Here is a 25,574-nt window from a genome sequence, read left to right as displayed (position 1 = left end):
CCGGCTCCCAAGGGAGCCGGCCTTCTGCGTAGCGGGCTTAGTCGCGGGTGAGGCGGCGGTGCGTCACGCGGTGCGGCTTGGCCGCGTCCGGGCCCAGGCGCTCCACCTTGTTCTCCTCGTAGGATTCGAAGTTGCCTTCGAACCAGTACCACTTGGACGGGTTCTCCTCGTCGCCTTCGTAGGCGAGGATGTGGGTGGCCACCCGGTCCAGGAACCAGCGGTCGTGCGAGACGACGACGGCGCAGCCGGGGAATTCGAGCAGGGCGTTCTCGAGGCTGCTCAACGTCTCGACGTCAAGGTCGTTGGTCGGTTCGTCGAGGAGCAGCAGGTTGCCGCCCTGCTTGAGCGTCAGCGCCAGGTTGAGGCGGTTGCGCTCACCGCCGGAGAGCACTCCGGCCTTCTTCTGCTGGTCCGGGCCCTTGAAGCCGAAGGCGGCCACGTAGGCGCGGGACGGCATTTCGACGTGGCCGACCTGGATGTAGTCCAGGCCGTCGGACACGACCTCCCACAGGGTCTTGTTCGGGTCAATGCCGCCACGGCTCTGGTCGGCGTAGGAGATCTTGACGGAATCGCCGATCTTCAGGTCGCCGCCGTCAAGCGGCTCGAGGCCCACGATGGTCTTGAACAGCGTGGACTTGCCGACGCCGTTGGGGCCAATGACGCCGACGATGCCGTTGCGGGGCAGGCTGAAGGACAAGCCGTCGATCAGCGTACGGTCATCGAAGCCCTTCTGGAGGTCCTTGGCCTCCAGCACGAGGCCGCCGAGGCGCGGTCCCGGCGGGATCTGGATCTCTTCGAAGTCGAGCTTGCGCGTCCGGTCTGCCTCGGCAGCCATTTCCTCGTACCGGGCCAGGCGGGCCTTGGACTTGGTCTGGCGTCCCTTGGCGTTGGAGCGGACCCATTCGAGTTCCTCGGACAGGCGCTTGGCCTGCTTGGCGTCCTTCTTGCCCTGGACTTCCAGGCGGGCGCGTTTCTTCTCCAGGTACGTGGAGTAGTTGCCCTCGTAGGGGTACAGGTGGCCGCGGTCCACTTCGGCGATCCACTCGGCGACGTGGTCGAGGAAGTACCGGTCGTGGGTGACGGCGAGGACGGCGCCGGGGTAGCTGGAGAGGTGCTGCTCAAGCCACAGCACGCTCTCGGCGTCGAGGTGGTTGGTGGGCTCGTCGAGCAGCAGCAGGTCAGGCTTCTGCAGCAGAAGCTTGCAGAGGGCAACGCGGCGGCGCTCACCACCGGAGAGCAGGGTGACGTCGGCGTCGGCCGGCGGGCAGCGGAGGGCGTCCATGGCCTGTTCCAGCTGGGAATCGATATCCCAGGCGTCGGCCGCGTCAATCGCTTCCTGCAGCTGTCCCATTTCCTCGAGGAGAGCGTCATAGTCAGCATCCGGGCTGGCCATTTCTTCGGAGATCGCGTTGAAGCGCTGGATCTTGCCGTAGATTTCACCGACGCCTTCCTGGACGTTGCCCAGGACGGTCTTGTCTTCGTTCAGCGGCGGCTCCTGAAGCAGGATGCCGACCGTGTAGCCGGGGCTGAGCCGGGCCTCGCCGTTGGAGGGCGTGTCCAGGCCCGCCATGATCTTCAGAATGGTGGACTTACCGGCACCATTCGGGCCGACAACGCCAATCTTGGCCCCCGGGAAGAAGGACATGCTTACGTCATCGAGGATGAGTTTTTCGCCGACAGCCTTACGGGCCTTGGTCATTGTGTAGATAAATTCCGCCATGCCTACAAATCTAGTGGTTCGGCCGGGATAACTCACATTCCGCAAGCCTTTTCCCAGGCGCTAGGTAGCGGCACCGAAGCCGCGGCCGAAGAAACACCGGCCCGCCGCCAGCCCCGGGCTCAGGCGGCGGTCTCTTTCAGTTCGCCGGTCACCGCGTCGAACTCCAGGTCGTCATCGTCGGCGTCCCCGTCCCCGCTGGCGTCGACGTCGTGGTCGGCGTCGCCCTGCCCGTCGTGATCGGCATCGCCTGGTGCGTCATTGCCGGCGGCCGCGTCCTGGCCGGCTGCGGGGGCGCCGCCGGCCGTCCGGATGAAGTTCGCGGAACCCCACATGAGGTCGTGGCCGACGGATTCTGCGTCGATGTCAACCGCATGATAGACGCGGCCGTCCTTTTCCCAGTTGCGCAGCTTAAGCCTGCCGACGACGATGACCCGCTGGCCCTTCTTGATGCTGCAGCCGATGTTCCCGGCCAGCTGACGGTACCCCTGCACAGTGAACCAGTTCGTGTTTCCGTCAACCCAGGCGTTCGCGGTGCGGTCAAAGCGCCGTTCGGTCGAACCCAGCCGGAAAGAGGCGGTTCCGACGCCTCCCGGCGTCGTCGAGGTCCTGATCTCCGAGGCGACAAAGCCGCGGACCGTGATGTTGTCATTCATGCTCATGTCCTGTCTCGAGTTGTCTCGCCCTGACGGGCACTTCCAGCTTCCTGCAGGGGACGCGGGCCAGCCAGACCCGGAAGGCGCTATGTGGACAACCCGGGAACTTCGGGCGGCTCAGGGCGCCGTACCGACCGCGGCGGCCCTCCTCTTGATGTGGTTCAGCACCGCGGCAAGGGCGGGCCAGGCGCTGTTGCCGTGCCGTGTGCGGGCAAATGCCCGCAGGCGGAGCTCGGGCTGGGCGAGCGGAACCAGCGTGACGCCGTGCCTGGGCTGCCGGTCCGCGGGCAGGAGGCCGATTCCCATCCCGGCGAGGATAAGGTCTTCGACCAGCTCCAGGCTGTCTGCCTGGTGCCTGACCCGGGGCTCGAAGTCCGCCATCGATGAAACCAGCCGAAGAACATCCTCATCCGCCCGGTTTCGCGAGTTGCCGATCCAGTCCTGGTCCCGGAAGGCCAGGAAGATCTCGGGGGCGCTGCCGGGCAGGTCATCGGAGTCCCTGTCGGGCACACCAAGGCTCCACGGCGTGGTCCACAAGGGGATTGAGTCAAAGTCGGCGCCGGTCCCGTCCGGAGCGAGGTTGTAGTCATAGGTCAGGGCCAGGTCCACGGTGTCCGAGGCAAGGAGCGCGAGCGCCTCAGCCGGCTCGTGCTCCCGCACCTCGATTTTCACGTCGGGGTGGCTGGAGGCCAGGTCAGCGACGATAGGCATGAGGATTTTGCGGACAGCGGTCACGAATCCAGCCACCCGGACTGTTCCCACGGGTTCAGCTCCGGCATCCAGTTCTGCCGTCGCGGCCGCGACCGCGCCAAGGATGGTCACCGCGTGATCGGCCAGGCGGCGGCCGGCGGGGGTCAGACGCACACCCCGGCCCGCGGGTTGCAGCATCGGCGTTCCGACTTCCCGGGCCAGGGCCGCGATCTGCTGAGACACGGTCGACGTCGTCGTTCCCAAAGTGTCGGCGACATTGCGCATTGAGCCCTGGCGGGCGAGTTCAAGAAGGATCTCTAAGCGGCGGGTCTCCATTCCAACATTGTCCGTGTTTTATGGACGGTTTGTGAATGATTATCACGTGGACGTACATAGTCACCGGCGGGTCTACTGGACTCATGGCGACGATTTCACTTGGTAATTCCGGCTCTCCACGCACCGGCACGGCGATGGCAGGCGCAGCAATGTGCTGCGTGCAGCTGGGCCTAGCCGCCTCGGTGGGGCTGTCGGATCGCCTGGGCGCCGAAGGGGTCGCCTGGCTGCGGCTGGCATGGGCGGCGCTGATCCTGGTGGCCCTCACGCGTGCTTGGCGCGCACGGTTCACACGATCCGGTCTCATCACCTGCGCCTTGCTGGGACTGGTCACTGCAGGGATGACTTTGCTGTTTATGGCCTCCGCCGTCCGGATACCCCTGGGCACGGCCAGTGCCTTGGAGTTTCTGGGTCCGCTGTCGGTGGCTGTCATCCGGGGACGGCGGACCGGACGGTGGTGGGCGTTGGCGGCAGCGGCCGGGGTGGCTGCGCTGACCGAGCCATGGCACGGCGGCACGGACCTGGTCGGGGTCCTCCTGGCCCTGGGCGCTGCCGCCTGCTGGGCGGCCTACATTCTTCTGACCCAGCGCGCAGGGGACGAGGTGAGCGGCCTGCAGGCGCTGGCGGTGTCCATGCCCGTTGCCGCGGTGGCGGCGACCGTCGTCGTGGGACCGTCGGTGTTCGGCCGGCTCGACTGGCAGCTGCTGCTCGTGGGAGCGGGCCTGGCGCTGTTGCTGCCGGTCATCCCGTTCAGCCTGGAGCTGCTCGCCCTGCGCCGCCTCAAAGCCTCGGCCTTCGGGACGCTCATGAGCCTGGAACCGGCCATTGCCGTACTGATCGGTTTCGCCGTACTGGGACAAACCCCCGGCCTCGGCGCCATCGTGGGGATAGCTCTGGTGGTGGCGGCAGGCATCGGCGTCACTGTCCAGGCGGACCGCTCCCCGCAGGAGTCAGGGCTGCCGGAAACCACCGGGCCGACCCTGACGGCACACCAATGACCGCCGCCGGGCGTCCGGCACTGTAAACTTTTTGAGGCGTCCCCCGGCAGCAGCCGGCGGGCACCAGCGTGCCCCAGTAGCTCAGGGGATAGAGCAGCGGCCTTCTAATCCGCCGGTCGGGGGTTCGATTCCCTCCTGGGGCACAAGAGAGCGGCTCTGGGCTGCGGACTTTCCGCAGCCCAGAGCCCCCAGCCGCAACAGCCCCGACAGCCCCGTCAGATCCACTTGTTGTGCTTGAACGTCAGGTACAGGGCCCCGCCCATGAGCACCATCAGCGCGAGGGCCATCGGATAGCCGAAGAACCAGTCGAGTTCGGGCATCGAGCGGAAGTTCATGCCGTAGATCGACGCGATCAGCGTCGGGGCGAATAAAATAGCCGCCCACGACGAGATCCGTTTGACCTGCTCGCTTTGGGCGAAGCTCGACTCCGTCAGGAGGCGCATTTCGTCGTTTTGCCGCTGGGCCACCAGCGCTGCGTTGACGGCCAACGCATTTTGCAGCAGCGCCCGGAAGGCCGCCACCCGTTCGCCGAGCCTGAGGGCGTGGTCCAGTACGTCCCGGAAATGGTCCTGCAATTCTTGGTCCGCCGCGCCGTCCTGGCCGTCGGCCATGAGCGTCTGCAGGATGCCGGCAAGCGGGGCGGTGGCGCGCTGGAACGTGATGACCTGGCGGGACAATTCATAAATCCTGCGCGACACCCCGGGATCGGCGGCGAAAAGGTCGTCCTCGATTTCATCGATGTCGTTTTCCAGCCCTGCGGCGACCGGCTCGTACTCGTCCACCACCTGGTCCACGATCGCGTACAGCACCGCATCAGGTCCGAGCGCCAGGAACTCCGGCTGGGATTCCATGCGCCGGCGCACGCGGGCCAGGTCGGGAGACTCTGCCCGGCGGACAGTGACCACAAAGTCCGGGCCGGCGAAAACGTGGATCTCGCCGAACTCGACTTTCTCTACCTCGTCGAGGTACCGGGCGGGCCGCAGCACCAGGAACAGCGTGTCGCCGTAGTGCTCCAGTTTCGCGCGCTGGTGGCCGGCGAGCGCATCCTCCACGGCCAGGTGGCTCAGGTCGAATTCCTCCGCCACCGACCGCAGCTCGACGGCGTCCGGCCGGTACAGCCCGATCCAGGCCATGCCCTGGCGCTGGCGCAGGAGGAAATACGTCTCCTCAAGGTCTTCCGGGTCGGCGGTCCGGTGACCTTCCACATAGACGGCGTTGTCAATAATCGTCACGGCCGCGCCTCCTCGCCAAGGCCTTCCCTTGGCTGGAACGTTATACCGTGCCCTGTCCCCTGCCAACAGCCCCGTACGAACACCCTAGGGCAGGGTTAGAATCACGGGCCCGTCCGCGGTGATGGCGACGGTGTGCTCGCTGTGGGCGGCGCGGCGCCCGTTGGCAGTCCGCAGGGTCCACTCGTCCTCGTCGTGGTAGTAGTCGTCCTTGCGGCCGAGAATCAGCATGGGCTCGATGGCGATGACCAGGCCCTCGGTCAGTTTGATGCCGCGGCCGGGCCGGCCGTCGTTGGGCACGGGCGGTTCGGCGTGCATGGTCCGGCCAATCCCGTGGCCGCCATGGTCGGCGAGCAGCCCGTAACCGGACCGGCGCGCTTCCCCGCCGATCGCGTAGGCCAGGTCCCCCATCTTGTTTCCGATCCTCGCCGCTTCGATCCCCCGGGCCAGTGCGGCGTCCGTGGCGTCGATCAGCGCCTGGTCTACCGGATCCGGCGTGCCCACGATGAAGCTAACGGCAGCATCGCCGCACCAGCCGTCCAGGAAGGCACCGCAGTCCACGCTGAGCAGGTCCCCGTCCTGGAGCCGGTAGCCGTTGGGGATGCCGTGGACGACGGCGTCGTTGACGGACGTGCAGATGACCCCGGGAAAAGGGACGGCCGCCCACCGCGGCCGGTAGTTCAGGAACGCGGGCGTGGCGCCGGCGCCGGCGATGGACTCCGCCGCGACGTCGTCCAGTTCCTTGAGCGAGACACCGACGGCGGCCGCTTCCCGGACGCGGACCAGCGTGGTGGCGACCACCCTGCCCGCCTCTCGCATGAGGGAGATCTCTTCGGGACTCTTGATCATGGACATGGGGTTCCTTCCGGAGCCTAGATGACCGGGCGGGTGGTCACCGGCTCGTCCGACTTGCTGAAGAGCATCTTGGTTTTCGGGTCCAGGAAGATCAGGTACAAGGCAAACAGCAGGGCGATGATCGCCGCGGCATTGCGGGCCAGGGCCAGGGCCAGGCCGAGGTCCGCGGTCTGCAGGTACGGGAAGACGTCCAGCTGGTCCGAGATCGCGTACACCATGAAGAAGGACACGATGAAGTACAGCGCCTTGACCTGCCAGTCGTCGCGGATGCCGGTGACGGCAAACAGCGGGACGAGCCAGACGATGTACCAGGACTGGATCATCGGGGACAGGAGCACGACGGCGGCGAACGCCAGGGTGAGCCGGCGCATCAGGCGGTCGTAGTCACCGCGGAAGATCTGCCACGCGACGATCCCGACGGCGACCAGCTTGCCGGCGTCGAACGCCCATTTGGCCAGACCCCAGCCGTCGAGCCCGACCGCGTTCGAGAGGGAGGCAACGATCAGTCCCACCAGCCCCACGGGCGCGTACCAGATCCAGATGCTGCCGGGAGCGGAGAGCCCGTTGATCCAGCCGAAGCCGAAGCCGTTGACCCGGCTCATGAGATACAGCAGGGCCAGGCTGAGGCCGGCGGTGAGGCCCCAGAAGACGAACTTACGCGGCCAGCTGGCATTCTTTCCCGCCCAGAGCAGGCCGATGAACGGCAGGAAGACGATGGTAATGGGCTTGACCGAGATCGAGAGCGTGACCAGGACAATTCCGAGGATGACGCGGCGCGTGGCGCAGTAGTACAGCCCGGCCAGGGCCAGCCCGATCATGAGGGAGTCGTTGTGGACGCTGGCGATGAAGTTGGTGAGAAACAGCGGATTCGCCGCGGTCAGCCACAATGCACGCTGCGGGTTCACGCCATGCAGTTCGGCCAGCTTCGGCACGTAAATCACGCACAGGGCGACGCCTGCCAGCGCGACGAGGCGGAACAGCATGATGCTGCCTTCCGGGTGCACGTTGGTGGCCCAGACTACGAACTGTTCGATCCACAGGAAGAGCTGGCCGTAGGGAACGGGGGCTTCGGTCCACATCTTGTCCGCGCCCAGCTGGAAGTAGTTGGACAGTGCGGAGATGCCGTTTTCGTAGGGGTTGAACCCCTCCACCATGAGCCGGCCCTGGCCGATGTACGCATAGACGTCCCGGCTGAACAGCGGCACGGAGAACATCAGCGGCAGGCCCCAGGCAACCGTCGCCAGGAGGGTGGCCTTCCTGGCGCCGGGCCCCCAGACGCGGACGCGCTGGCCGAGCCGCAGCCACGCGCGGACCAGCAGCATGCCGCCAAAGGAGAGCAGGATGATGGACAGGGCAACGCCGACGGCTTCGGTGCGCATCCAGATGAACAGCGGAACGCGCCGGAGACCGGAAACGGGGGCGAGCCAGCCGACGCCGATCGAACCGATCATCATGGCCAGCGACCCCAGGAGGCCGGCGAGGATCGGGGACCGCGGGTTGTCGACGTCGTCCCCCCAGGACTGGCCGGAGGTTGACTGCCCGGAGGCGGACACCGAGGACGGGGACAGCCGGGACGGGGCCACGCGCGAGGTACCGACAGCCGTTTCCCCCGCCGCAGGCACAGGCGCCGTCATGTCAGAATCGTCCAATCTGTTGTGGGCCACATACCGCCCACAGCCGGCCGAATGGACCGGCCCGGGGCGCCGCGCTTGCGAAACAAGTTGACGAAATACTTCGACGGCCGCGTACCCGAAATCCTAGCACCGGACGGCTCCGCGGCGTCGGAACGGTAGGCTGAGCGGGTGCCTATAACTAACGAACGCATCGTCTGGATCGACTGTGAGATGACCGGCCTGGACACCAAGAACGACGCCCTCATCGAGGTGGCCGCCCTGGTGACAGATTCGGAGCTCAACATCCTGGGGGACGGCGTCGACGTCGTGATCAAGCCCGACGACGCCGCGCTGGCCCAGATGAACGACTTCGTCCGCGACATGCACACCCGTTCCGGCCTCCTGGCCGAACTTCCGCACGGCAAGACCATGGCCGAAGCACAGGCCGCCGTGCTCGAGTACATCAAGAAGTGGGTGCCGGACGCCAAGAAGGCCCCGCTCGGCGGCAACTCGGTGGGCACGGACCGGGTGTTCCTCGTCCGGGACATGCCCGAGATTGTCGAGCACCTGCATTACCGGGTCATTGACGTGAGCACCATCAAGGAGCTCTCCCGCCGCTGGTTTGCCCGCGCCTACTTCCAGTCCCCCGCCAAGATGGGCGGGCACCGTGCCCTCGGGGACATCAAGGACTCCATTGACGAGCTCCGCTACTACCGCGAGGCGGTGTTCGTTCCCGCGCCGGGCCCGGACAGCGCCACCGCGCAGCAGATCGCCAAGCGCGTCATGGGCGGCGGCACGAAAGAGTAATCTGCGCCACGTTTTGCGGAAATTTTGGGGAAAACCGCAAAAGTGGCAAAACCACCCCCGAACAGCAGGTAAGCTATTTGTCGTTGCCTTTCCAGCCAGCCGGTTCGCCGGAGGGCGCGATAGGGCACATGGTGGGCGTAGCTCAGTTGGCAGAGCGCCTGGTTGTGGTCCAGGAGGTCGCGGGTTCAACCCCCGTCGCTCACCCTCATGAAGGACGGCAGTGATTGTCCGACCTTTTCCAAAGGCCGCACCGGATATCCGGTGCGGCCTTTGTTGTCTGTACCCGCACTTTGCTTTTGGGACCGCGCCTTTTGGGGACCGTGCCTTTTGGGACCGCGCCTTTTGGGACCGCGTTTTTTGGGTACCGTGCCTTTTGGTCTGTGTCTGTGCAGGATCTGTCATTGGAAGGAAACGCAGTGAAGCGGAAGCTCTTTGAAGAAGACCACGGGATGTTCCGTGAGATGGCAGCCGAGTTCAACGCGCGCTCGGTGGCCCCGCACTACGCCCAGTGGGACCAGGACCACATGATGTCCCGGGACCTGTGGACCTCTGCCGGCGAGCAGGGCCTGCTGGGCCTGGCCGTGCCCGAGGAGTTCGGCGGCATGGGCATGTCCGACTACCGCTTCCGGGCGGTGCTGGACGAAGAATTCGCCAAGAGCGACCACCTCGCCGTCGGCCTGGCCTTCCACCTGCACGACGACATGGTCCTCCCCCACCTGCTGGCCTACGGCTCCGAGGACCTTAAGTCCCGCTGGCTGCCGGCCATGGTCACCGGTGAAAAGGTCACCTCGATCGCCTGGACGGAACCTGGCGCCGGCTCGGACCTGCGCGGTATCCGCACGAAGGCCGTCCGCGACGGCGACGACTGGCTGATCAGCGGCCAGAAAACGTTCATCGGCAACGGCATTTCCGGAGACGCCTCCCTGGTCCTGGCCAGGACCGACGGCGGCACGGGACGCGGAAACCACGACTCCTTCTCGCTGTTCATGGTGCAGAAGGGCGAGGGCTACAACACCGGCAAGCAGCTGGACAAGATGGGGCTCAAAGCCTCCGACACGGCCGAACTGTTCTTCGACGGCGTCCGCGTCCCGCACGCCGACCTGGTGGGCGAGGAGGGCAAAGGCCTGCAGTACGCGGCCGAGCAGCTCCCCCAGGGCCGCCTCGCGATCGCCGTGGCCAGCTCCGCCGTCGTGCGCGCCGTCTACGAGGCGACCGTCCGCTACACGAAGGACCGCAACGCGTTCGGCGAGCGGATCATCGACTTCCAGAACAGCCGCTTCGAACTCGCCGACATCCTCACCGAGGTTGAGGTCACCGAGGCCTACGTGGATCAGGCCATCCTGGCTTTCAATGCCGGCGAGCTCGACGCAGGGGACGCCGCCCGCGCCAAGCTTTGGGCCTCCGAGCGCGCCAAGTCCGTCACGGACCGCTGCCTGCAGCTGCACGGCGGCTACGGCTACATCATGGAATATCCGGTGGCCCAGGCCTACCTCGCCGCCCGACTGCTGACCATCTTCGGCGGCACCAACGAAATCATGCGCGACGTCGTCGGCCGCACCATCGCCGGCTGACCCGCCGCTTCCACCTGCACCCGAGGAACTTTCCTGACATGACCGTCCTGCCCATCACGATCTGGGGCGAGCCCGTACTGCACCGCCGGGCCGCGGAAGTCGAAACCTTCGACGACGAACTGCGCACCCTGATCGCCGACATGTTCGAGACCAATGACGCCGCCAACGGCGTCGGACTGGCCGCCCCGCAGGTGGGGGTCGGCAAACGGCTCTTCGTGTACAAGTACACCAACGACGACGGCGCCCCGCCGAGCGGCGTCGTCGTCAACCCCGTGCTGACGCTCTCCAAGGTCTCCGGCGCGTTGCCGGACCCGGACGAGGAAGAGGAAGGCTGCCTGTCCTTCCCCGGCGCACAGTATCCGCTCAAGCGGGCCGAATGGGCGCGGGTCCAGGGCTTCGACGGCGACGGGAAGCCGGTGGAATTCGAGGCGACGGGCTGGTTTGCCCGCGTCATCCAGCACGAGTACGACCACCTCGACGGCAAGCTCTACGTGAACCGGCTGATCGACCGCTACTCCCGCAAGGCCCTGAAGCAGGCCAAGCGCAGCGGCTGGGGCGTCCCCGGGCTGACCTGGATGCCGGGCGTCGACCCGGACCCGTTCGGCCACTGACGGCAGGCAGTTAGGCGCGGCTGTACGCGGATTTTCCCCACCCTTGACGCCGATGCGCAGGAACTCGCCGGCGGTTTGGCGGGACGCGGCGGCGGCGGGTCCCAAAGGTGGGGAATTTCGGCGGAATTTCCCGAGTTCAGAAGCTGCCCGCCAGCTAGCTGCCCGAGGTTCGGTCGACGGCGGCCAGGATGGCGGCGCCGAGCTCGGCCGGCTTGGTGAACTGCGGCCAGTGCCCGGTGGGCAGGTCCACGTACTCGACGTCCCGGATCCGTCCGAGTTCGGCCACGTACGGGTGGCCCTCGGCGATCATTCCGGTCAGCATCGCAGACGGAAACTCGCAGGCAATGACGGTGACAGGCACCTCGAAGCGGCGTTCATCCTGGAGCTGCTGCCGGTCCTGGGCCACGCCGCGAGGCTGCGGGATGGCCCGGGCCCGGAACATGGCGCGCAGGCCGTCGGTCAGGTCCGTGAGGTCCTCGTCCTCGAAGAGTTCCCACGGCGGCAGCGGCACGTCGTCGCCGTCAGCCGGGAGTTCGTCGTTGATGACGCCACCGTCGGCGAGCGGGCCACTGTCCACGTAGATCGCCCGGGCCACCCGCTCCGGCCGGGCGTCGACGGCGCCATGGATGATGGCTCCGCCGCCGGAGTGGCCCACCAGGACCACCGGCGCATCGAGGGTGTCGATCTTCGCCACGACGGCGTCGATGTGGGTGCGCAGGCCGATGCCAGCGCGCGGAGCGTCCGCCGACTCCAGGCCCGGCAATGTCAGCGGGTGGACGTTGTGCCCGGCCGCAGTGAGCGGCGGGGTGACCTGGTCCCACGACGAGGCATCCAACCAGAATCCGGGAACGAGGATGATGTCCATGCCGGTACCCTACCGTTCGAGTGCCAGCTCGACCACCTGATAGGGGTCCTCACCTGGGACGACGTTGTGCATGGTGAGGCGCCCGCCACCGCCCTCCCCCGGGTGAATGTGGATCTGCCAGCCCCAGTCCGGACCGCTCGGTGCCGCGTAGGAGCCATGGAGGCGGAGCACACCGTCACCGCCCACCGTCCCGGCGAACTGCATCAGCGCCCTTCCCGTATGCCAGGAGTCCGCCCACACAGCGGTGGCCGGGTCCGCGTCGGACATTCCGCCGGCCAGGAGCAGGAGGCCTTCCTGCGGGCTCTCCCCGTCCGACCACGTGTAGGCGACGGTCGCGAAATGCGCCGCAGTCACCGTGACGGTGCCGGTGGCCGCCGAGCCCTTGAAATCGTCCGTGGGCATGAGCCGGAAACGGTTTTCGCCCTGCCAGCTGCCCAGCAGAGGCGTCAGGTATCGCACAATGTCCATGCTGCAGTTTACTGAGCACCGTCAAGCGGACAGCCCCGGCCGCCGGCGGTGCAGCAGGCCGCTCAGCGGGGCGGCTGCGGAACGATGGTCTGTTGCTCGGGGCACGAAGTGAGGATCCGCTTCATTGCCTCCTTCTCTGCTGGCGTGACCCACAGCCGATAGGCCGCCTTGACGGAAATCTGGCGGGCAACATAATGGCAGCGGAAAGCCTTGTTCGGCGGCAGCCAGGTGGCGGCGTCGGAAGCGCTTTTGTCCTGGTTGGCGGGACCGTCGACGGCGACCAGGTTGAGGGGGTCGTTGGCCAGATGTTCGCGCTGCTGCGCGGTGAGCTGCTGGGCGCCCTTTTGCCAGGCGTCACCGAGCGCCACAACGTGGTCGATCTGCACCGCGGCGGAGGTCTCGGCGCCCCGCCGGAACGCGATCACGTGGCCGGTGTACGGTTCCCGGAAAGTGCCGCCGGTGACCTTGCACCGGGAGCCTTCGACGAAGTGCGCCGCCGTCAGGTCCCGGCGCAGGATGTCGTTGCGGGTATCGCAGCCGTTGCCGTCGACGTCGAGCCACGCCTGGCCGAAGGCGCTCCGGTCATAGTTGTCCTTGGCGGACCGGCCCTTCACCTCGAGCGTGTCAAGAACGACGGCGGCGGGCGCCTCCGGCACCGCCCGGACGGCGCTGACGGGCTTCATCCACCCGGCCGCCAGCACGGGGGCCTCGCTGGGACCCTGGGGCGAGGGTTCCCCGAGGGCAAACTGTCCGGCGGTGAAGAACCAGACCAGTCCGCCCAGCACGGCCAGGCCAGCCGCAGCCAGGAGAATCCACGCCTGGCGCGACCGGCGCCGGGCGCGGCGGTATTGCGTCCAGGTGACGGTCATGAGGGTCGCCGGGCGCCGCGTTCTGGTTGCACACAGTGAGCCTACGACGGCGGCCCGACACCCGGGGCCCTGTCCACAGTGTTGGGGACAGGTGCCGAAGAAGCCGGGGGTTTTATTGTTCCCGCGTAACCCGTTTCAGGTCTTCGTTGGCCAGATCCAGCAGGTCCCGAAGCTGGTTCACCCGGTCGTCGTTGACTTCACCGGCCTGGCGTTTGACGAGGGCGTCGTCGAGGAGCCGCTTGGCTTCCTTAGCGTTCCTCCGGGCGACGTCCAGCGCGTGTTCCAGGGTGGTCTCGTGTTCAAGTGCCGGGTTCTGTTCCATGGCTCCATTGTGGGGTCCTTTCCCGGCCGATTCCAGTGCATCGGCCGGGAAAGCGCAGCGAGCTCCGCTCAGGCGGGCGGCTCCGCCTGCAGGATTGGCTGCCCGGTTAGACCTCGACCGGCAGCCCGGCGGCCTCGAGGATGGCAGCTGCGTCCTTGGCGGGGAAGGACGGCGGATTGACGCCGGCCATTTCCTCCATAACGCGGACCACCTGGCAGCTGTAGCCGAACTCGTTGTCGTACCAGACATAGAGCACGAGGTTCTTGTCGTTGGAGATGGTGGCCAGGCCGTCCACGATGCCTGCGCGGCGCGAGCCGACGAAGTCGGTGGAGACAACCTCGGGCGAATCGATGTAGTCGATCTGCTTGCGGAACTCCGAGTGCAGCGACAACTCCCGCAGGTAGTCGTTGACTTCGTCCTTGGTGGTGCCGTTCTCCAGGTTCAGGTTCAGGATAGCCAGCGACACATCCGGGGTGGGGACACGGATGGAGCTGCCGGTGAGCTTGCCCAGCAGTTCGGGCAGGGCTTTGGCGACGGCCTTGGCGGCACCGGTCTCGGTGATCACCATGTTCAACGCGGCCGAGCGTCCGCGGCGGTCACCCTTGTGGAAGTTGTCGATCAAGTTCTGGTCGTTCGTGAAGGAGTGGACTGTCTCCACGTGCCCATGCACCACGCCGTAGCGGTCGTTGATCGCCTTAAGCACCGGGGTGATGGCGTTCGTGGTGCAGGATGCGGCCGACACGATGGTGTCGGAGTCGGTGATGTCCCGGTGGTTGATGCCGTGCACGATGTTCTTCAGCTCGCCCTTGCCCGGGGCTGTGAGCAGGACCCGGGCAACGCCCTTGCTCTGCAGGTGCTGGGACAGGCCCTCGGCGTCGCGCCAACGTCCCGTGTTGTCCACCACCAGGGCGTCGTTGATGCCGTAGGCGGTGTAGTCGACCGTGGCGGGGTTGTCCGAGTAGATGACCTGGATCTGGACGCCGTTGGCGGTGATGGTGTCATTCTCGAGGTCCACCTTGATGGTGCCCTCGAAGGAACCATGGACCGAGTCGCGGCGCAGCAGGCTGGCGCGCTTGGCGAGGTCGTTGTCCGAACCGCGGCGCACCACGATGGCCCGCAGGCGCAGGCCGTGCCCGCCGCCGGCCTTTTCGATCAGGAGGCGGGCCAGGAGCCGGCCGATGCGGCCAAAGCCATAAAGGACGACGTCGGTGCTGGTCCGGTCATCGCCGCCACGCTTGCCGACAACCTCAGCGAGTTCCCCGCGCAGGAACTCGTCCAGGCTGACGCCGTCACCCTCGGCGCGGTACTTCTCGGTGAGGCGGGCGATGTCGATCGCAGCGGCGCCGAGGTCCAGCCTGGTCAGGGCCTCCAGCAGAGGGGCCGTTTCCTCCAGGCGCAGTTCTTCCTTGCTCATCCGGCGGGCGAAGCGGTGGGCCTTGAGAATATTCATCGTGGACTTGTTGATCAGGCTGCGTCCGTGGATGGACGTCACCACGTTGTTCTCGCGGTACAGCCGGCCGATCACCGGGATCATGGCCTCGGCGAGCGCCTCACGGCTCATCCACGTATCAAGACAAGAATCTGACGTCTGGCTCACAGAACTACCTTCCTAGAATCCATCCCCTACGTCCTCGTATGGGGAAGTCGGCCGCCGGCGGGTGTCCGGGTACCTGGCGGCACCGGGGATTCGGTCCACCCCGGGCGCCTCGCTGAGCGCAAAGAAAACCGCCGGCTGCGAACGCAGGCCCGGCGGCGGAACTTCTACGTTCGCCTTCAATACTACGGGCGGCCCGGCGGCCTACGCTGCCCGGTTACGCGTGAAATGACTCACACACCGTTCGGGCCCCTGTAGGAGCCGGCCAAGCCACTCACGCCCGGGGCCGCGGCAGCTGCGTCCTCGAGGATCATGTCGACGGCCTTTTCCGCGATCATGATGGTGGGCGCCTGAGTGTTCGCACTGATCAGTCGGGGCATGATCGAGGAGTCAACGACGCGCAATCCCTCCAGCCCATAGACCTTCAGCCGCGGGGAGACGACAGAATCATCGGTGGTACCCATCGCGCAGGTGCCAACCGGGTGGTATGAGGTCCGTCCGTAGGAGCGAACGAACTTCACGTACTCGTCGCGGGTTGCCACCCGAGAGCCGTCGCCGATGTGCTCCTTCTTGATGAAGGCTGCCATCGATGCCTGCCCCATGATCTGGCGGCTCTGCTGCACGCCGGCGATCGTTTCCTCGAGATCGTAGTCGTCCGCGAGGAAATTCGGATCGATGAGCGGGGTCATTGTGGGGTCCGCGGACGCGACGCGTACGGTCCCCCGACTGCGGGGGCGCAGGAAGTACGAGTTCAGCGTCGCCCCGAATCCGGGCCGCAGCGACGCTATGCCCGGCTCCGACCTCGCCGCGGGCAGGAAGTGGAACTGCAGGTCCGGGGTCAACTCTTCGGTGTTGGCATAGCTGAAGCCACCGGCCTCCACGAGGTTGGAGGCGAACGGTCCTGACCGGAAGGCCAGGTACTCCAGGCCGGCCATGGCGGTCGCCGGGCGCACGCGATTGAACCGGTCCAGGCTGTGGTCGTCGGTGAGTTCGTAGATGATGTCCAGATCCAGGTGGTCCTGCAGGTTCTTCCCGACGCCCGGCAGCGCGTGGAGGACGTCGATGCCGGCTGCAGCTAGGTCTGCCGGGTCGCCAATGCCTGAGAGCTGCAGCAACTTCGGCGAGCCGAAAGCGCCGCTGGCGACGATCACTTCACGCCGTGCGCTGTAGGTCCGCACCACGCCGCGTTCGATCGTCTGGATGCCGGTGGCGCGGGCATTCTTGATGATTACTTTTGAGACGGTCACATTGACGCGAACAGTGAGATTGGGCCGTTTGCGCGCGGGTTTCAGATAGGCGACGGCTGCGCTGCACCGGCGGCCGTTCTTGGTGGTGGTCTGGTAGAAGCCGACGCCGAGCTGTTCGGCACCGTTGAAATCGCTGTTGTAGGGCAGCCCAAACTCCTGGCCTGCCTGCACGAAGGCGGCCGAGAGAGTGTGCGGACGCCGGAGGTCCGAGACGCCGAGCGGTCCCTGGGTTCCGTGGTGGGGTCCTGAGAGTCTGGAGTTTGCCTCCGAGCGGACGAAATACTTGCGCACCTCCTCTGCGGACCAGCCTTCGCATCCGTAGTCCACGGCCCAGCCGTCGTAGTCCGCGGCCACCCCCGTGGTGAAGACCTGGGAGTTGATGGACCCTCCGCCGCCGAGCACGCGGCCTTGGGCGAGCGGGATGCGACGGCCGTTGCTGTACTTTTGCGGAACGCTTCTATAGCCCCATTGATAGGGGCCTCCCTTGAGTCTGGGGAAGCCGGCGGGCATATGGATGAAGGGATGGCGGTCGGATCTGCCGGCCTCGAGCAGGAGTACGCGAACAGACGGGTCTTCACTTAGCCTGCCGGCCAGGACGCTGCCGCCCGTTCCACCCCCCGCAATTACATAGTCGTATGCTGCATCGTCCGGCACCTTGGCTCCTCAACCATAAATCCATGCACCGATTTGAAGCGTTCACTGAAGTGTCGGGCCACGCCCGATCTATGTCAAGCATTCTCTGCAGCTTAGTGTTCCGGCATGGCGCGGCAATTACGGACAGCCGGAACGCCGAAAGACCCTAGACGGCCCGGGGGCTCCTGAGTACCTTACGGTTTATGAGGGGCTCTGCAATGGGGCCGTCGCCCCGAGGAACTTCCTTCAGCGCAATGCAGCGGCGGATATTGACGCGGCGGGCCTGGTTAACAGGCGCGCTAGCAGCCGTAGCCACAGCACTGAACAACGCCGCCACGGCGGCTGACCACGGCGCGGTCGCCAACCCCGCCGTCCCCCGGACGGGCTACAGAAGCGATTTCCAACTCAACTCCAGCCCGTTCGCCTACCTCAATAGCGTGGCGCTCCTCTGCGAGTTTCCCGCCCGGGAAAAAGGCCAAACAACGTGGCCACAAGGCGTGTCGATCAACCAGGCTGCCAAGGAAATCTATGTGTCGAACCAGAATGGCACCCAACTGCGGATTGACGTGCGGGCCCTGCCGTCAGGAGCCAGAAAGTCCTCGAGAACTATTAGAACCGAGGATAAGTGCTGGACGGAAGCATTGCCCTGGTTCTACAACAAAAGGGGGCAGCTGTGTTTCATCATTAGGGCAACCGGCGGAGGATATGCGCATTCATCCACCTACGCGATCTACAACTACACCACCGGAACCAAGGGCGCCAACATTCCCATAAAAGGCATATGGCGGGCGGACGTATCCGGCGGATATCTGGTCACGACAGACGCGAACACCATATCGGTGAAACACTTCTACATTTACGACTGGAGCAGTGTCCGCGCCGGCGCTCCCCGGCTGGTGGCAACCATTCCTGCGCAGGCCGGGGCGAGGACCGCAGGAAAGAACCAGGGCTTGGCTTGGGTCGGCAGTTACTTCTACCTCATCCAAGGTAATCCGGCGCAGAGCCCCACGTTCCAGGCATGGGACTCCAACGGTAAACTGGCGGTGGCCTGCAAATACACCCGCAGCGACTTTAGGAATTTGGTCAATAAACTCAAGCCCGGGTACCTCACGAACCCGAAATATGCCTACGAGGCAGAGGGCGCACTCAATTACGAGGGCAAACTCGTCTCGGTGCAGGTCGTGAACAACAACCCTTCCGTGATCACTGACGCGCGGGTCCTGGTGCTCCAGCACCACCGGCTGGACGGAGTCCGGGGCAAGATGCAGCCAGCGAAACTGCTGGGTCACTGACCCTTGGCGAAGCGCGCAAAAACCTGGCCCACGGCCCGTTACCTGATTCGGTTAAGTGGATGGGTTGACCGATACGCCGGGTTCTGTGTTCCCGCGCTGTTGCCGGCGCGGGAGTAGCGGCCATCCATCTACGGACGCCGTTGCCGACGCCCTCCAGCGGCCTACCCGGACACTCGGGCGAGCAGCCCTCAATCGCGTCCTGTCTGGCCTTGCTCCGGGTGGGGTTTACCTAGCCTTCCCGGTCACCCGGGAAGCTGGTGGTCTCTTACACCACCGTTTCACCCTTACCTGCTTCGTGCCGCTTTCAAATCGGCGCGATGCAGGCGGTCTGTTTTCTGTGGCACTGGCCTGCGGGTTACCCCGAGTGGGCGTTACCCACCACCCTGCTCTGCGGAGCCCGGACGTTCCTCGAGCCACTTGCGTGGCGCGCGGCCGCCTGGTCAACCCATCCGTTGTCCAGTCTACGGGCTCCCCGGTGGCGGCGCCGCATCCGATGCCAGGTCTGCACCGGAGGTGTTCACAGGCTTATGATCGAGGGATGGAGGAGTCCGGTCTGACCCGGCGCCGGCTGCTTGAGCTGGCAGGAGTCAGCCTTGGGGCGTCTGCCCTCACGGCCTGCACCGCCGGCATCGCGCCCGCGGGGACATCCCCACCCGTGCCGCCCGCGCCGACACCGCCGCCCGCCGGACCGACAGCGACGGCGACAGCGCCGGCGACAGCGACGGCGACAGCGCCGTTGGCGCCTGCCCCGCTGACAGTCCGGACCAGCACCGGTTCGTTCGTCTCGGCTTTCCGCCCCGGGACCACCAGCCACTGGTCGCTGGCAGCCCCCGGAATGCCGCCCGGCGGCGCGCAGCCCCAACTGCCCCTGGCTGTGTTTCTGCACGGAGTGGGCGGCAGCCACACGGTCCTGCTGGGCGATCTGGCCGCCCATGAGACCCTCCAACGGCACCTCGACGCCGGCGGCCCGCCCTTCGCGATCGCCGCGGTGGACGGCGGAAACACCTGGTGGCACGCCCGCGCGGACGGCAGCGACACGCAGTCGATGCTGGTCAGGGAATTTGTTCCGTTCCTGGGCGGCCAGGGCTACGACCTTGGCAGGATCGGCCTCTTCGGCATTTCCATGGGCGGCTTCGGTTCCCTGCTGCTGGCCTCGCAGGGCCGGCTGCCCGGAGTCCGCGCCGTCGCGGCCATGAGTCCGGCGGTCTGGGACCACTACGACCCACGGGAGGGATCCGCCTTCGACGGCCCGGCCGATTTCGCGGCACATGATGTGTTCGCGCTCCGGCCCCGGCTCGCGGCCGTGCCCAAGCGGATCGACTGCGGCACCGGGGACGACCTTGCCGCAACGGTTCGTGCATACCGCGCAGGACTGCCGGGCGACGTCGAGGGCGGGTTCCGGCCCGGCGGCCACGACTACCACTACTGGCGGACCATCCTGCCAGAGGTGGTGTCCTTTCTCGGCTACAACCTCGCCTGAACCCGCCGCCGGTAAGATCGTACGGTGCTAATTCTGTTGCCGCCCTCCGAGGGCAAGACTCCCGCGACCGGCGGGGACGCCGCCGACTGGAGCGCACTGAGCTTTCCCGCCCTCAACAGCTCCCGGGCTGCGGTCCTCGACGCACTCGGCACCGTCAGCGCGCACGAGGACGCCTTGGCGCTGCTGGGCGTCGGGGCGTCGCTGAGTGCCGACGTCGAACGCAACACCCGCCTGCACGCCGAACCGGCCGCCCCGGCCCATCAGGTGTATTCGGGCGTGCTCTACGACGCCCTGGGCTACGACTCCCTGACCCCGGCGCAGCGAAAGAAGGCGGACGATTCGGTGTTGGTGGTGTCCGCGCTGTGGGGTGCCATCCGCTTCGCCGACCGCGTGCCGGCCTACCGGCTGTCGATGGGGACCTCGCTGCCCGACGTCGGACGGCTCGCCGCTTTCTGGAAGCCGCTGCTGAACGATGCCCTGGCGGCGGCCACCGCGGGCGAACTGCTGGTGGACTGCCGGTCCAGCACCTACGCGGCGGCCTGGACTCCCCCGGCGGAACAGACGGTGGCCGTGAATGTCTTCACCGAGACAGCCGGCGTGCGCAAGGTGGTCAGCCACTTCGCCAAGCACACCCGGGGCGAGCTGGCCCGGCATTTGCTCAGCCGCAGAGGCAAGGCGCCCCAGACGGCCGCCCAGTTGCAGAAGGCGGCGTCGGAAAAGTGGGTTGCGGAGCTTGTTGAGGGCACGGCCCGGAAGCCGCACACCCTGAACATCATCCTGCCGGGCTAGGAACCGCCTAGGCCCACTCAGCCGAGCGGACCAGGATGCAGCCGGAATCCGGGCAAAAGACGATGTCGTCCTCGGCCGCGGCCTTGATCTCGGCGAGGTCGCCCGGGCTCAGCTGCATCCCGGAGCCTTCGGAGGTGCCGTGGAAGAGCCGCGCAGCGCCCACCCCGCGCTTGGCCAGGGTCTTCTCATAGACCGCGAGCATTCCCGCGTCCAGTCCCCCGGCGAACTCGGCGCGCTGCCCGCGCACCACGGTGGCCTCGGCAGCGATCTCAGCCAACTGCTCGTCCAGCTCGGCACGGATGGAGCCGAACGAGCCCTGGATGTCGTCGACGATTTGCTGCTGCGCAGCCTGGCGGGCACGGAGCGAGTCCAGCCGTTCCAGGACCTCGAGCTCAACGTCTTCGAGGTCGGAGCGGCGCTTGTTGAGGGAGACGAGGTCACGCTGGAGGGCGACGAGGTCCTTGGAGAGTCCGGTGCCGCTGTTCAGCCGCGCCTCGTCACGCTCGATCCGGGACGTCACCTGTTCAACGTCGGCCTCGGCACGCTTGAGTTCCAGCTCAGCATCGTGGACGGCCATCTTGGCGGCACCGAGTTCCCCGTTGGCCACGCTGAGGGCTGCTTCCAGGTCGGTGATCCGGGAGTCGCTTTCAAGGCTTCGGCGGCGGCTGGACAGGGATTTGAGCTTGGCGTCCAGTCCCTGCAAGTCAAGCAACTTCAATTGTTCCGCCGGTGCTGCCTTAGCCACTCTTTACCTCCGCTTGTTCCCATCCGGCCGTAGCCGGGCACCGTCGCGGCGCTTCCTAACTCTAGTCCCCGCCCGGAGTCAGAATGAAGTCCCACGGATCGCTGTTGGTGGTACTGACCCGGATCTCGACGTCGTGTCCCTGGTCGGCGAGCACGTTGCCCAGCGCTTCGGCGGCCGCGGGCAGCCACAGCCACTCGCTGGCGAAGTGGGAAACGTCAATCAGGTACGGCCGGTCATTGACCGCGGCTTCGCGGGCTTCCGACGCCGGGTGGTGGCGCAGATCCGCGGTCAGGTAGACGTCGGCGTTGCTGGCCCGGACCTCGCCGAAGAGGGAGTCGCCGGCGCCGCCGCAGACAGCCACCCGCCGGACGATGCCGTCCCGGTCCCCGGATACCCGGACCCCGCCGGCCACGGAGGGCAGGATGCCGAATACGCGGGCGGCGAAGTCCCCCAGGGTCAGCGCCTCTTCGAGGTCGCCGACGCGGCCGATGCCTTCCTCCGGGAGCCCGTTCGCGGCAGGCGTCAGGGGGGCCACGTCCTGCAGTCCCAGCGCGTCGGCCAGAACATCGGAGACGCCTCCGACGGCGGAGTCGCCGTTGGTGTGCACAGTCATGAGCGCGGTGCCGGACTCGATGAGGCGGTGGACGGCCCTGCCCTTGGCCGTGTTGGCGGCAACGCTCGTCACACCTCTGAGCAGCAGCGGATGGTGGGTGATCAGGAGCTCGGCGCCGAAGTCGATCGCTTCCTCGATCACCTCGCTGGTCGGATCGACGGCGAACATAACCTTGCGCACCTCGGCGTCCGGATGGCCTGCCACGAGACCCACCTCGTCCCAGTCCTCGGCCAGCGATTCTGGCCAGAGTTCCTCCACCGCCAGCTGGATCGCTCCCAGCGTCGTGGTTCCCAGGGTCGTGGTTCCCAGGGTCGCGGCGCCGGGGGCGTCCCGGGCGCCGGTACCGGCGTCGGGGGCGGCTGCAGCGCCGTCGGACTCAGCTGAAACATCGGTGTTCACAGGTTCCATACCCCATTTTTACCCTATCCATGGTCAGCCCCGGCACTTGTAACAGTCTCGTAAGGTGGATGGGGAATCATCGGAGGCGCCGAACCATTGAAGAGATCATGAGAACTTTTGTCCTCGGCGGAGGCTGCTTCTGGTGCCTCGACGCCGTCTACCAGAAAACCAAGGGTGTCAGTTCGGTCATTTCGGGCTACACCGGAGGCCATGACCACAACCCCGATTACTACTCTGTGTGCTCCGGCACCACAGGCCATGCCGAGGTGGTGGCCGTGACGTTCGACGAGGACGTCATCCCCGCCGAGGTCATCCTGGACATGTTCTTCGCCCTCCACGACCCCACCACCCTGAACCGCCAGGGCTACGACGTCGGGACCCAGTACCGTTCCTCGATGTTCTACGAGACCACCGAGGAAAAAATCCTGTTCGAGGAGGCCATCGAACGGAACCAGGAGCTGTGGCGGCACCCGATCGTCACCGAGGTCAGCCGGCTGCCGAAGTTCCATGTGGCCGAGGATTTCCACCAGGACTTCTACGCCAAATACCCGGAGCAGGGCTACTGCCAGGTCATCATCAACCCGAAGCTGGCCAAGGCCAGGAAATATTACTCTGCGTGGCTTAATTCTTAGCTTGGGTCTGCCAGCGCTCGTTAGGCTGACCAAAGTTATCCCTCTTCAGAGACAGGCATACATACATGGCACCGATCTATGACGATGTTACCCAGCTGGTTGGCGGAACCCCGCTCGTCCGGCTGAACCGGCTGACCGAAGGCCTGGAGGCCACGGTGGCCGTCAAGCTGGAGTTCTACAACCCGGCCAACAGCGTCAAGGACCGGATCGGCGTCGCCATCATCGATGCGGCGGAGAAGTCCGGTGCCCTCAAGCCCGGCGGCACGATCGTCGAAGGCACCTCCGGCAACACCGGCATCGCCCTGGCCATGGTCGGCGCGGCCCGCGGCTACAAGGTCATCCTGACCATGCCCGAGACCATGTCCACCGAGCGCCGCGTGATGCTTCGCGCCTACGGTGCCGAGATCGTCCTGACCCCCGGGTCCGAGGGCATGCGCGGCGCCGTGGAGAAGGCCCAGGAGATCGTGGCCAACACGGAGAACTCCATCTGGGCCCAGCAGTTCGCCAACGAGGCCAACCCGGAGGTCCACCGCCGCACCACCGCCGAGGAAGTCTGGGCCGACACGAACGGCTTGGTGGACATCTTCGTCGCCGGCGTCGGCACTGGCGGCACCGTCACCGGCGTGGGCCAGGTCCTGAAGGAGCGCAAGCCGGACGTGCAGATCGTCGCCGTCGAGCCGAAGGACTCCGCCATCCTCAACGGCGGCGCCCCCGGCCCGCACAAAATCCAGGGCCTCGGCGCGAACTTCGTCCCCGAGATCCTTGACACCAACGTCTACGACGAGGTGATCGACGCCACGCTGGAGGATTCCGTCCGCGTCGCGCGCGATCTCGGCATCAAGGAAGGCATCCTGGGCGGCATCTCTTCCGGCGCGATCGTCTGGGCCGCCCTGGAGGTCGCCAAGCGCCCGGAGAACGCCGGTAAACTCATTGTTGCGGTCGTCTGCGACTTCGGTGAGCGCTACATCTCCACCGTGCTGTACGACGACATCCGCGGCTAAGTACCAGCCGCTGCCCCACGAATGCCCAGAAAGGTCTTTGTGAGCTTCTTCGCAAGACTGAAGGAAGACCTCGACGCCGCCCGGTCGCACGACCCGGCGGCGCGGGGTTCTTTTGAGAATTTCTTCGCCTACTCCGGCCTGCACGCGATCTGGTTCCACCGCCTGACGCACCGGCTGTGGCAAAATCCCGCACTGCGGTTTCCGGCCCGGCTGATCTCCCAGCTGGCCCGGTTCCTCACCGGCATTGAGATCCACCCCGGAGCCACCATCGGCCGGCGCTTCTTCATCGACCATGGCATGGGCGTGGTCATCGGCGAGACCGCCGAGATCGGCGAGGACGTCATGATCTACCACGGCGTGACGCTCGGCGGCCGCTCGCTGGCGAAGATCAAGCGGCACCCCACCATCGAGGACCGCGTGGTGATCGGCGCCGGGGCCAAGGTCCTGGGGCCCATCACGATCGGCCGGGACAGTGCCGTCGGTGCTAACGCCGTGGTGGTCAAGGATGCCCCGGCCGAATCGATTGTTACAGGTGTGCCCGCCACGTGGCGGCACCGCGACGCCCAGCGCGAGACCAAACCCGCCGTCGACCCCGCCGAATACCTGATCGATTACCACATTTAGGGCGTGGCCGGCGGGCCCCGACCGGGAGTTCCGCTGGCGGTTCCGCGGCGACCGGCCCACCGGGCACGCCCGCGGCCGGCGGCTCTACCGGGGAAGACGCTTGTAGGCGTTCCAGAGCAGGGCGTCGAACGCCCGGTCCGGCAGCAGGTGGCGCAGCAGCAAAATCCCCTTGGCGCTGGCACCCACCGGGTAGCGCGTCTTGGGCCGCCGCGCGGTAGCGGCATGCAGGATCGCCTCCGCCACCTGTTCCGGGTGCGTCGAGGTCGCCGGATTCACTGTAGTGCCCAGTGCCGCCGCCACCGCCGTGGCCTGGGCCGCGTAGGGCCCGCTCCCCGAGCTTGCCAGAAGCCCCTGCGCCGCGATGGAGCCCCACTCCGACGCCGTCCCGGCGGGCTCAATGATGGCAACCTTGATGCCGTGCGGCTTTAGCTCCAGCCGCAGGGAATCGCTGAGGCCTTCCACCGCGAACTTCGTCGCGTGGTACCAGGCGCCCAACGGCTCGTACATCTTTCCGCCAATGGAGGAGATGTTGATGATCCTTCCGGCACGCCCGGCCCGCATGGCAGGGATCACCAGCTGCGTCATCCGTGCCAGGCCGAAGACGTTGACGTCGAACTGCCGCCGCCCCTCCGCCAGGTCCACTTCCTCAAGGGATCCGTACGTCCCGTAGCCCGCGTTGTTGACCAGCACGTCGATCCGGCCGTGGGCGGCCAGCACCCTTTCGACGGCGGCGCTCATCGAGGCTTCGTCCGTTACGTCCAGGGCCACCACATTGACGCCGGAAGCCAACAGCGGCTCCATTTTTTCCACCCGTCGGGCACCGGCATAAACCGTGAAGCCGGCCGCGGCGAGCTTCTTCGCCGTTTCGAAGCCGATGCCCGTGGATGCACCGGTGACAAATGCTACGGGCTGGGGCATGGG

Annotated in this window: 25 protein-coding genes, 2 tRNA genes and 1 other RNA gene; 12 read left to right on the top strand and 16 right to left on the bottom strand. The window is 66.5% G+C overall.

The features are described 5' to 3' along the window. Window positions 1-37: 37 nt before the first annotated feature. From ettA to BM372_RS06255, 3 genes are all read right to left on the bottom strand, one after another. The gene (gene ettA / locus BM372_RS06265; protein ID WP_090953280.1) at window positions 38-1,720 is read right to left on the bottom strand and encodes an energy-dependent translational throttle protein EttA; all 1,683 of its coding nucleotides are present in this window, start codon (window positions 1,718-1,720) and stop codon (window positions 38-40) included. 119 nt (window positions 1,721-1,839) lie between these two features. Then, window positions 1,840-2,373, bottom strand: coding sequence for a single-stranded DNA-binding protein (locus BM372_RS06260; RefSeq protein WP_090953752.1), 534 nt, complete (start codon window positions 2,371-2,373; stop codon window positions 1,840-1,842). A gap of 117 nt (window positions 2,374-2,490) precedes the next feature. Next, window positions 2,491-3,399: a LysR family transcriptional regulator gene (locus tag BM372_RS06255; RefSeq protein WP_090953278.1), complete on the bottom strand. Its 909-nt coding sequence runs from the start codon at window positions 3,397-3,399 to the stop codon at window positions 2,491-2,493. A gap of 83 nt (window positions 3,400-3,482) precedes the next feature. On the opposite strand from BM372_RS06255, the gene BM372_RS06250 reads away from it, so the two are divergent. Then, on the top strand, window positions 3,483-4,394 hold the full coding sequence (locus BM372_RS06250) for an EamA family transporter (protein ID WP_256214075.1): 912 nt from the start codon (window positions 3,483-3,485) through the stop codon (window positions 4,392-4,394). Window positions 4,395-4,464: 70 nt separating this feature from the next. Next, window positions 4,465-4,537: transfer RNA gene (locus BM372_RS06245), tRNA-Arg, on the top strand. A 72-nt stretch (window positions 4,538-4,609) separates the two neighbouring features. On the opposite strand, the gene BM372_RS06240 is transcribed toward BM372_RS06245, so the two are convergent. The 3 genes from BM372_RS06240 to mptB all read right to left on the bottom strand — a co-directional run bounded on the left by BM372_RS06240 (window position 4,610) and on the right by mptB (window position 8,112). After that, window positions 4,610-5,626, bottom strand: coding sequence for a magnesium and cobalt transport protein CorA (locus BM372_RS06240; protein WP_090953275.1), 1,017 nt, complete (start codon window positions 5,624-5,626; stop codon window positions 4,610-4,612). A gap of 84 nt (window positions 5,627-5,710) precedes the next feature. Next, window positions 5,711-6,478: a type I methionyl aminopeptidase gene (map, locus tag BM372_RS06235; protein WP_090953273.1), complete on the bottom strand. Its 768-nt coding sequence runs from the start codon at window positions 6,476-6,478 to the stop codon at window positions 5,711-5,713. A 17-nt stretch (window positions 6,479-6,495) separates the two neighbouring features. Then, window positions 6,496-8,112 (bottom strand): polyprenol phosphomannose-dependent alpha 1,6 mannosyltransferase MptB, encoded by a 1,617-nt coding sequence (mptB, locus tag BM372_RS06230; protein ID WP_177235915.1) that lies wholly within the window; start codon window positions 8,110-8,112, stop codon window positions 6,496-6,498. Between the two features lie 168 nt (window positions 8,113-8,280). On the opposite strand from mptB, the gene orn reads away from it, so the two are divergent. The 4 genes from orn (at window position 8,281) to def (ending at window position 11,080) form a co-directional block, all read left to right on the top strand. Next, window positions 8,281-8,898: an oligoribonuclease gene (orn, locus tag BM372_RS06225; RefSeq protein ID WP_090953270.1), complete on the top strand. Its 618-nt coding sequence runs from the start codon at window positions 8,281-8,283 to the stop codon at window positions 8,896-8,898. 131 nt (window positions 8,899-9,029) lie between these two features. After that, a tRNA-His gene (locus tag BM372_RS06220) sits at window positions 9,030-9,102 on the top strand. Window positions 9,103-9,314: 212 nt separating this feature from the next. Next, on the top strand, window positions 9,315-10,469 hold the full coding sequence (locus tag BM372_RS06215) for an acyl-CoA dehydrogenase family protein (RefSeq protein WP_177235914.1): 1,155 nt from the start codon (window positions 9,315-9,317) through the stop codon (window positions 10,467-10,469). A 38-nt stretch (window positions 10,470-10,507) separates the two neighbouring features. Beyond that, entirely contained in the window at window positions 10,508-11,080 is a 573-nt protein-coding gene (def, locus tag BM372_RS06210; RefSeq protein WP_090953268.1) for a peptide deformylase, read from the top strand. A 154-nt stretch (window positions 11,081-11,234) separates the two neighbouring features. Here def and BM372_RS06205 read toward each other — a convergent pair whose 3' ends face one another. The 6 genes from BM372_RS06205 to BM372_RS06180 form a co-directional block, all read right to left on the bottom strand. Beyond that, window positions 11,235-11,945, bottom strand: a complete 711-nt coding sequence (locus tag BM372_RS06205; RefSeq protein ID WP_090953266.1) for an alpha/beta fold hydrolase — start codon at window positions 11,943-11,945, stop codon at window positions 11,235-11,237. A 9-nt stretch (window positions 11,946-11,954) separates the two neighbouring features. Beyond that, on the bottom strand, window positions 11,955-12,413 hold the full coding sequence (locus tag BM372_RS06200) for a DUF1579 family protein (protein ID WP_090953264.1): 459 nt from the start codon (window positions 12,411-12,413) through the stop codon (window positions 11,955-11,957). 62 nt (window positions 12,414-12,475) lie between these two features. Further along, entirely contained in the window at window positions 12,476-13,282 is an 807-nt protein-coding gene (locus tag BM372_RS06195; protein ID WP_090953262.1) for an HNH endonuclease family protein, read from the bottom strand. A gap of 112 nt (window positions 13,283-13,394) precedes the next feature. Continuing rightward, the gene (locus tag BM372_RS06190) at window positions 13,395-13,604 is read right to left on the bottom strand and encodes a hypothetical protein (protein ID WP_090953260.1); all 210 of its coding nucleotides are present in this window, start codon (window positions 13,602-13,604) and stop codon (window positions 13,395-13,397) included. A 106-nt stretch (window positions 13,605-13,710) separates the two neighbouring features. Next, window positions 13,711-15,201 (bottom strand): glyceraldehyde-3-phosphate dehydrogenase, encoded by a 1,491-nt coding sequence (locus tag BM372_RS06185; protein WP_090953258.1) that lies wholly within the window; start codon window positions 15,199-15,201, stop codon window positions 13,711-13,713. Between the two features lie 230 nt (window positions 15,202-15,431). After that, window positions 15,432-17,099: a GMC family oxidoreductase gene (locus BM372_RS06180; RefSeq protein WP_090953256.1), complete on the bottom strand. Its 1,668-nt coding sequence runs from the start codon at window positions 17,097-17,099 to the stop codon at window positions 15,432-15,434. A gap of 197 nt (window positions 17,100-17,296) precedes the next feature. Between BM372_RS06180 and BM372_RS06175 the strand changes: the two genes are divergently transcribed. Continuing rightward, a complete protein-coding gene (locus BM372_RS06175) occupies window positions 17,297-18,370 on the top strand; it encodes a hypothetical protein (protein WP_143111439.1) in 1,074 nt (357 codons plus the stop codon). Between the two features lie 56 nt (window positions 18,371-18,426). On the opposite strand, the gene rnpB is transcribed toward BM372_RS06175, so the two are convergent. Next, window positions 18,427-18,818: RNase P RNA component class A (gene rnpB / locus BM372_RS06170), an RNA gene on the bottom strand. Between the two features lie 90 nt (window positions 18,819-18,908). On the opposite strand from rnpB, the gene BM372_RS06165 reads away from it, so the two are divergent. Together BM372_RS06165 and BM372_RS06160 are read left to right on the top strand one after the other, a co-directional pair. Then, a complete protein-coding gene (locus tag BM372_RS06165; RefSeq protein ID WP_090953252.1) occupies window positions 18,909-19,850 on the top strand; it encodes an alpha/beta hydrolase in 942 nt (313 codons plus the stop codon). A gap of 24 nt (window positions 19,851-19,874) precedes the next feature. Then, window positions 19,875-20,639, top strand: coding sequence for a YaaA family protein (locus tag BM372_RS06160; protein ID WP_090953250.1), 765 nt, complete (start codon window positions 19,875-19,877; stop codon window positions 20,637-20,639). A 7-nt stretch (window positions 20,640-20,646) separates the two neighbouring features. On the opposite strand, the gene BM372_RS06155 is transcribed toward BM372_RS06160, so the two are convergent. Both BM372_RS06155 and BM372_RS06150 read right to left on the bottom strand, forming a co-directional pair. Then, window positions 20,647-21,384, bottom strand: coding sequence for a zinc ribbon domain-containing protein (locus BM372_RS06155; RefSeq protein ID WP_090953248.1), 738 nt, complete (start codon window positions 21,382-21,384; stop codon window positions 20,647-20,649). A gap of 61 nt (window positions 21,385-21,445) precedes the next feature. Next, window positions 21,446-22,405 carry a Nif3-like dinuclear metal center hexameric protein gene (locus BM372_RS06150; RefSeq protein WP_090953246.1) on the bottom strand — a complete coding sequence of 320 codons (960 nt, stop codon included), beginning with the start codon at window positions 22,403-22,405 and terminating at the stop codon, window positions 21,446-21,448. Between the two features lie 98 nt (window positions 22,406-22,503). Here BM372_RS06150 and msrA point away from each other — a divergent pair, with 98 nt between their 5' ends. From msrA to epsC, 3 genes are all read left to right on the top strand, one after another. Next, on the top strand, window positions 22,504-23,028 hold the full coding sequence (gene msrA / locus BM372_RS06145; RefSeq protein WP_090953244.1) for a peptide-methionine (S)-S-oxide reductase MsrA: 525 nt from the start codon (window positions 22,504-22,506) through the stop codon (window positions 23,026-23,028). A 65-nt stretch (window positions 23,029-23,093) separates the two neighbouring features. Then, window positions 23,094-24,029 (top strand): cysteine synthase A, encoded by a 936-nt coding sequence (cysK, locus tag BM372_RS06140; RefSeq protein ID WP_090953241.1) that lies wholly within the window; start codon window positions 23,094-23,096, stop codon window positions 24,027-24,029. Window positions 24,030-24,068: 39 nt separating this feature from the next. Further along, a complete protein-coding gene (gene epsC, locus BM372_RS06135; protein WP_090953239.1) occupies window positions 24,069-24,653 on the top strand; it encodes a serine O-acetyltransferase EpsC in 585 nt (194 codons plus the stop codon). 84 nt (window positions 24,654-24,737) lie between these two features. Here the strand turns inward: epsC and BM372_RS06130 are convergent, their stop codons facing one another. Then, the gene (locus BM372_RS06130) at window positions 24,738-25,571 is read right to left on the bottom strand and encodes an oxidoreductase (RefSeq protein WP_090953237.1); all 834 of its coding nucleotides are present in this window, start codon (window positions 25,569-25,571) and stop codon (window positions 24,738-24,740) included. Between the last annotated feature and the right edge of the window lie 3 nt (window positions 25,572-25,574).

Origin of the sequence: Arthrobacter sp. ov118 (assembly GCF_900116495.1) — a bacterium.
GTDB lineage: Bacteria > Actinomycetota > Actinomycetes > Actinomycetales > Micrococcaceae > Arthrobacter.
This window is presented reverse-complemented; position numbering and strand designations above follow the sequence as displayed.

What these genes read in the sequence shown, in the direction of transcription:
- ettA (WP_090953280.1), bottom strand. Translation starts at nt 1,720, where the DNA reads ATGGCGGAATTTATCTACACAATGACCAAGGCCCGTAAGGCTGTCGGC.
- BM372_RS06260 (WP_090953752.1), bottom strand. Translation starts at nt 2,373, where the DNA reads ATGAATGACAACATCACGGTCCGCGGCTTTGTCGCCTCGGAGATCAGG.
- BM372_RS06255 (WP_090953278.1), bottom strand. Translation starts at nt 3,399, where the DNA reads ATGGAGACCCGCCGCTTAGAGATCCTTCTTGAACTCGCCCGCCAGGGC.
- BM372_RS06250 (WP_256214075.1), top strand. Translation starts at nt 3,483, where the DNA reads ATGGCGACGATTTCACTTGGTAATTCCGGCTCTCCACGCACCGGCACG.
- map (WP_090953273.1), bottom strand. Translation starts at nt 6,478, where the DNA reads ATGTCCATGATCAAGAGTCCCGAAGAGATCTCCCTCATGCGAGAGGCG.
- mptB (WP_177235915.1), bottom strand. Translation starts at nt 8,112, where the DNA reads ATGACGGCGCCTGTGCCTGCGGCGGGGGAAACGGCTGTCGGTACCTCG.
- def (WP_090953268.1), top strand. Translation starts at nt 10,508, where the DNA reads ATGACCGTCCTGCCCATCACGATCTGGGGCGAGCCCGTACTGCACCGC.
- BM372_RS06205 (WP_090953266.1), bottom strand. Translation starts at nt 11,945, where the DNA reads ATGGACATCATCCTCGTTCCCGGATTCTGGTTGGATGCCTCGTCGTGG.
- BM372_RS06200 (WP_090953264.1), bottom strand. Translation starts at nt 12,413, where the DNA reads ATGGACATTGTGCGATACCTGACGCCTCTGCTGGGCAGCTGGCAGGGC.
- BM372_RS06195 (WP_090953262.1), bottom strand. Translation starts at nt 13,282, where the DNA reads ATGACCGTCACCTGGACGCAATACCGCCGCGCCCGGCGCCGGTCGCGC.
- BM372_RS06190 (WP_090953260.1), bottom strand. Translation starts at nt 13,604, where the DNA reads ATGGAACAGAACCCGGCACTTGAACACGAGACCACCCTGGAACACGCG.
- BM372_RS06175 (WP_143111439.1), top strand. Translation starts at nt 17,297, where the DNA reads ATGGGGCCGTCGCCCCGAGGAACTTCCTTCAGCGCAATGCAGCGGCGG.
- BM372_RS06165 (WP_090953252.1), top strand. Translation starts at nt 18,909, where the DNA reads ATGGAGGAGTCCGGTCTGACCCGGCGCCGGCTGCTTGAGCTGGCAGGA.
- BM372_RS06150 (WP_090953246.1), bottom strand. Translation starts at nt 22,405, where the DNA reads ATGGAACCTGTGAACACCGATGTTTCAGCTGAGTCCGACGGCGCTGCA.
- msrA (WP_090953244.1), top strand. Translation starts at nt 22,504, where the DNA reads ATGAGAACTTTTGTCCTCGGCGGAGGCTGCTTCTGGTGCCTCGACGCC.
- cysK (WP_090953241.1), top strand. Translation starts at nt 23,094, where the DNA reads ATGGCACCGATCTATGACGATGTTACCCAGCTGGTTGGCGGAACCCCG.
- BM372_RS06130 (WP_090953237.1), bottom strand. Translation starts at nt 25,571, where the DNA reads ATGCCCCAGCCCGTAGCATTTGTCACCGGTGCATCCACGGGCATCGGC.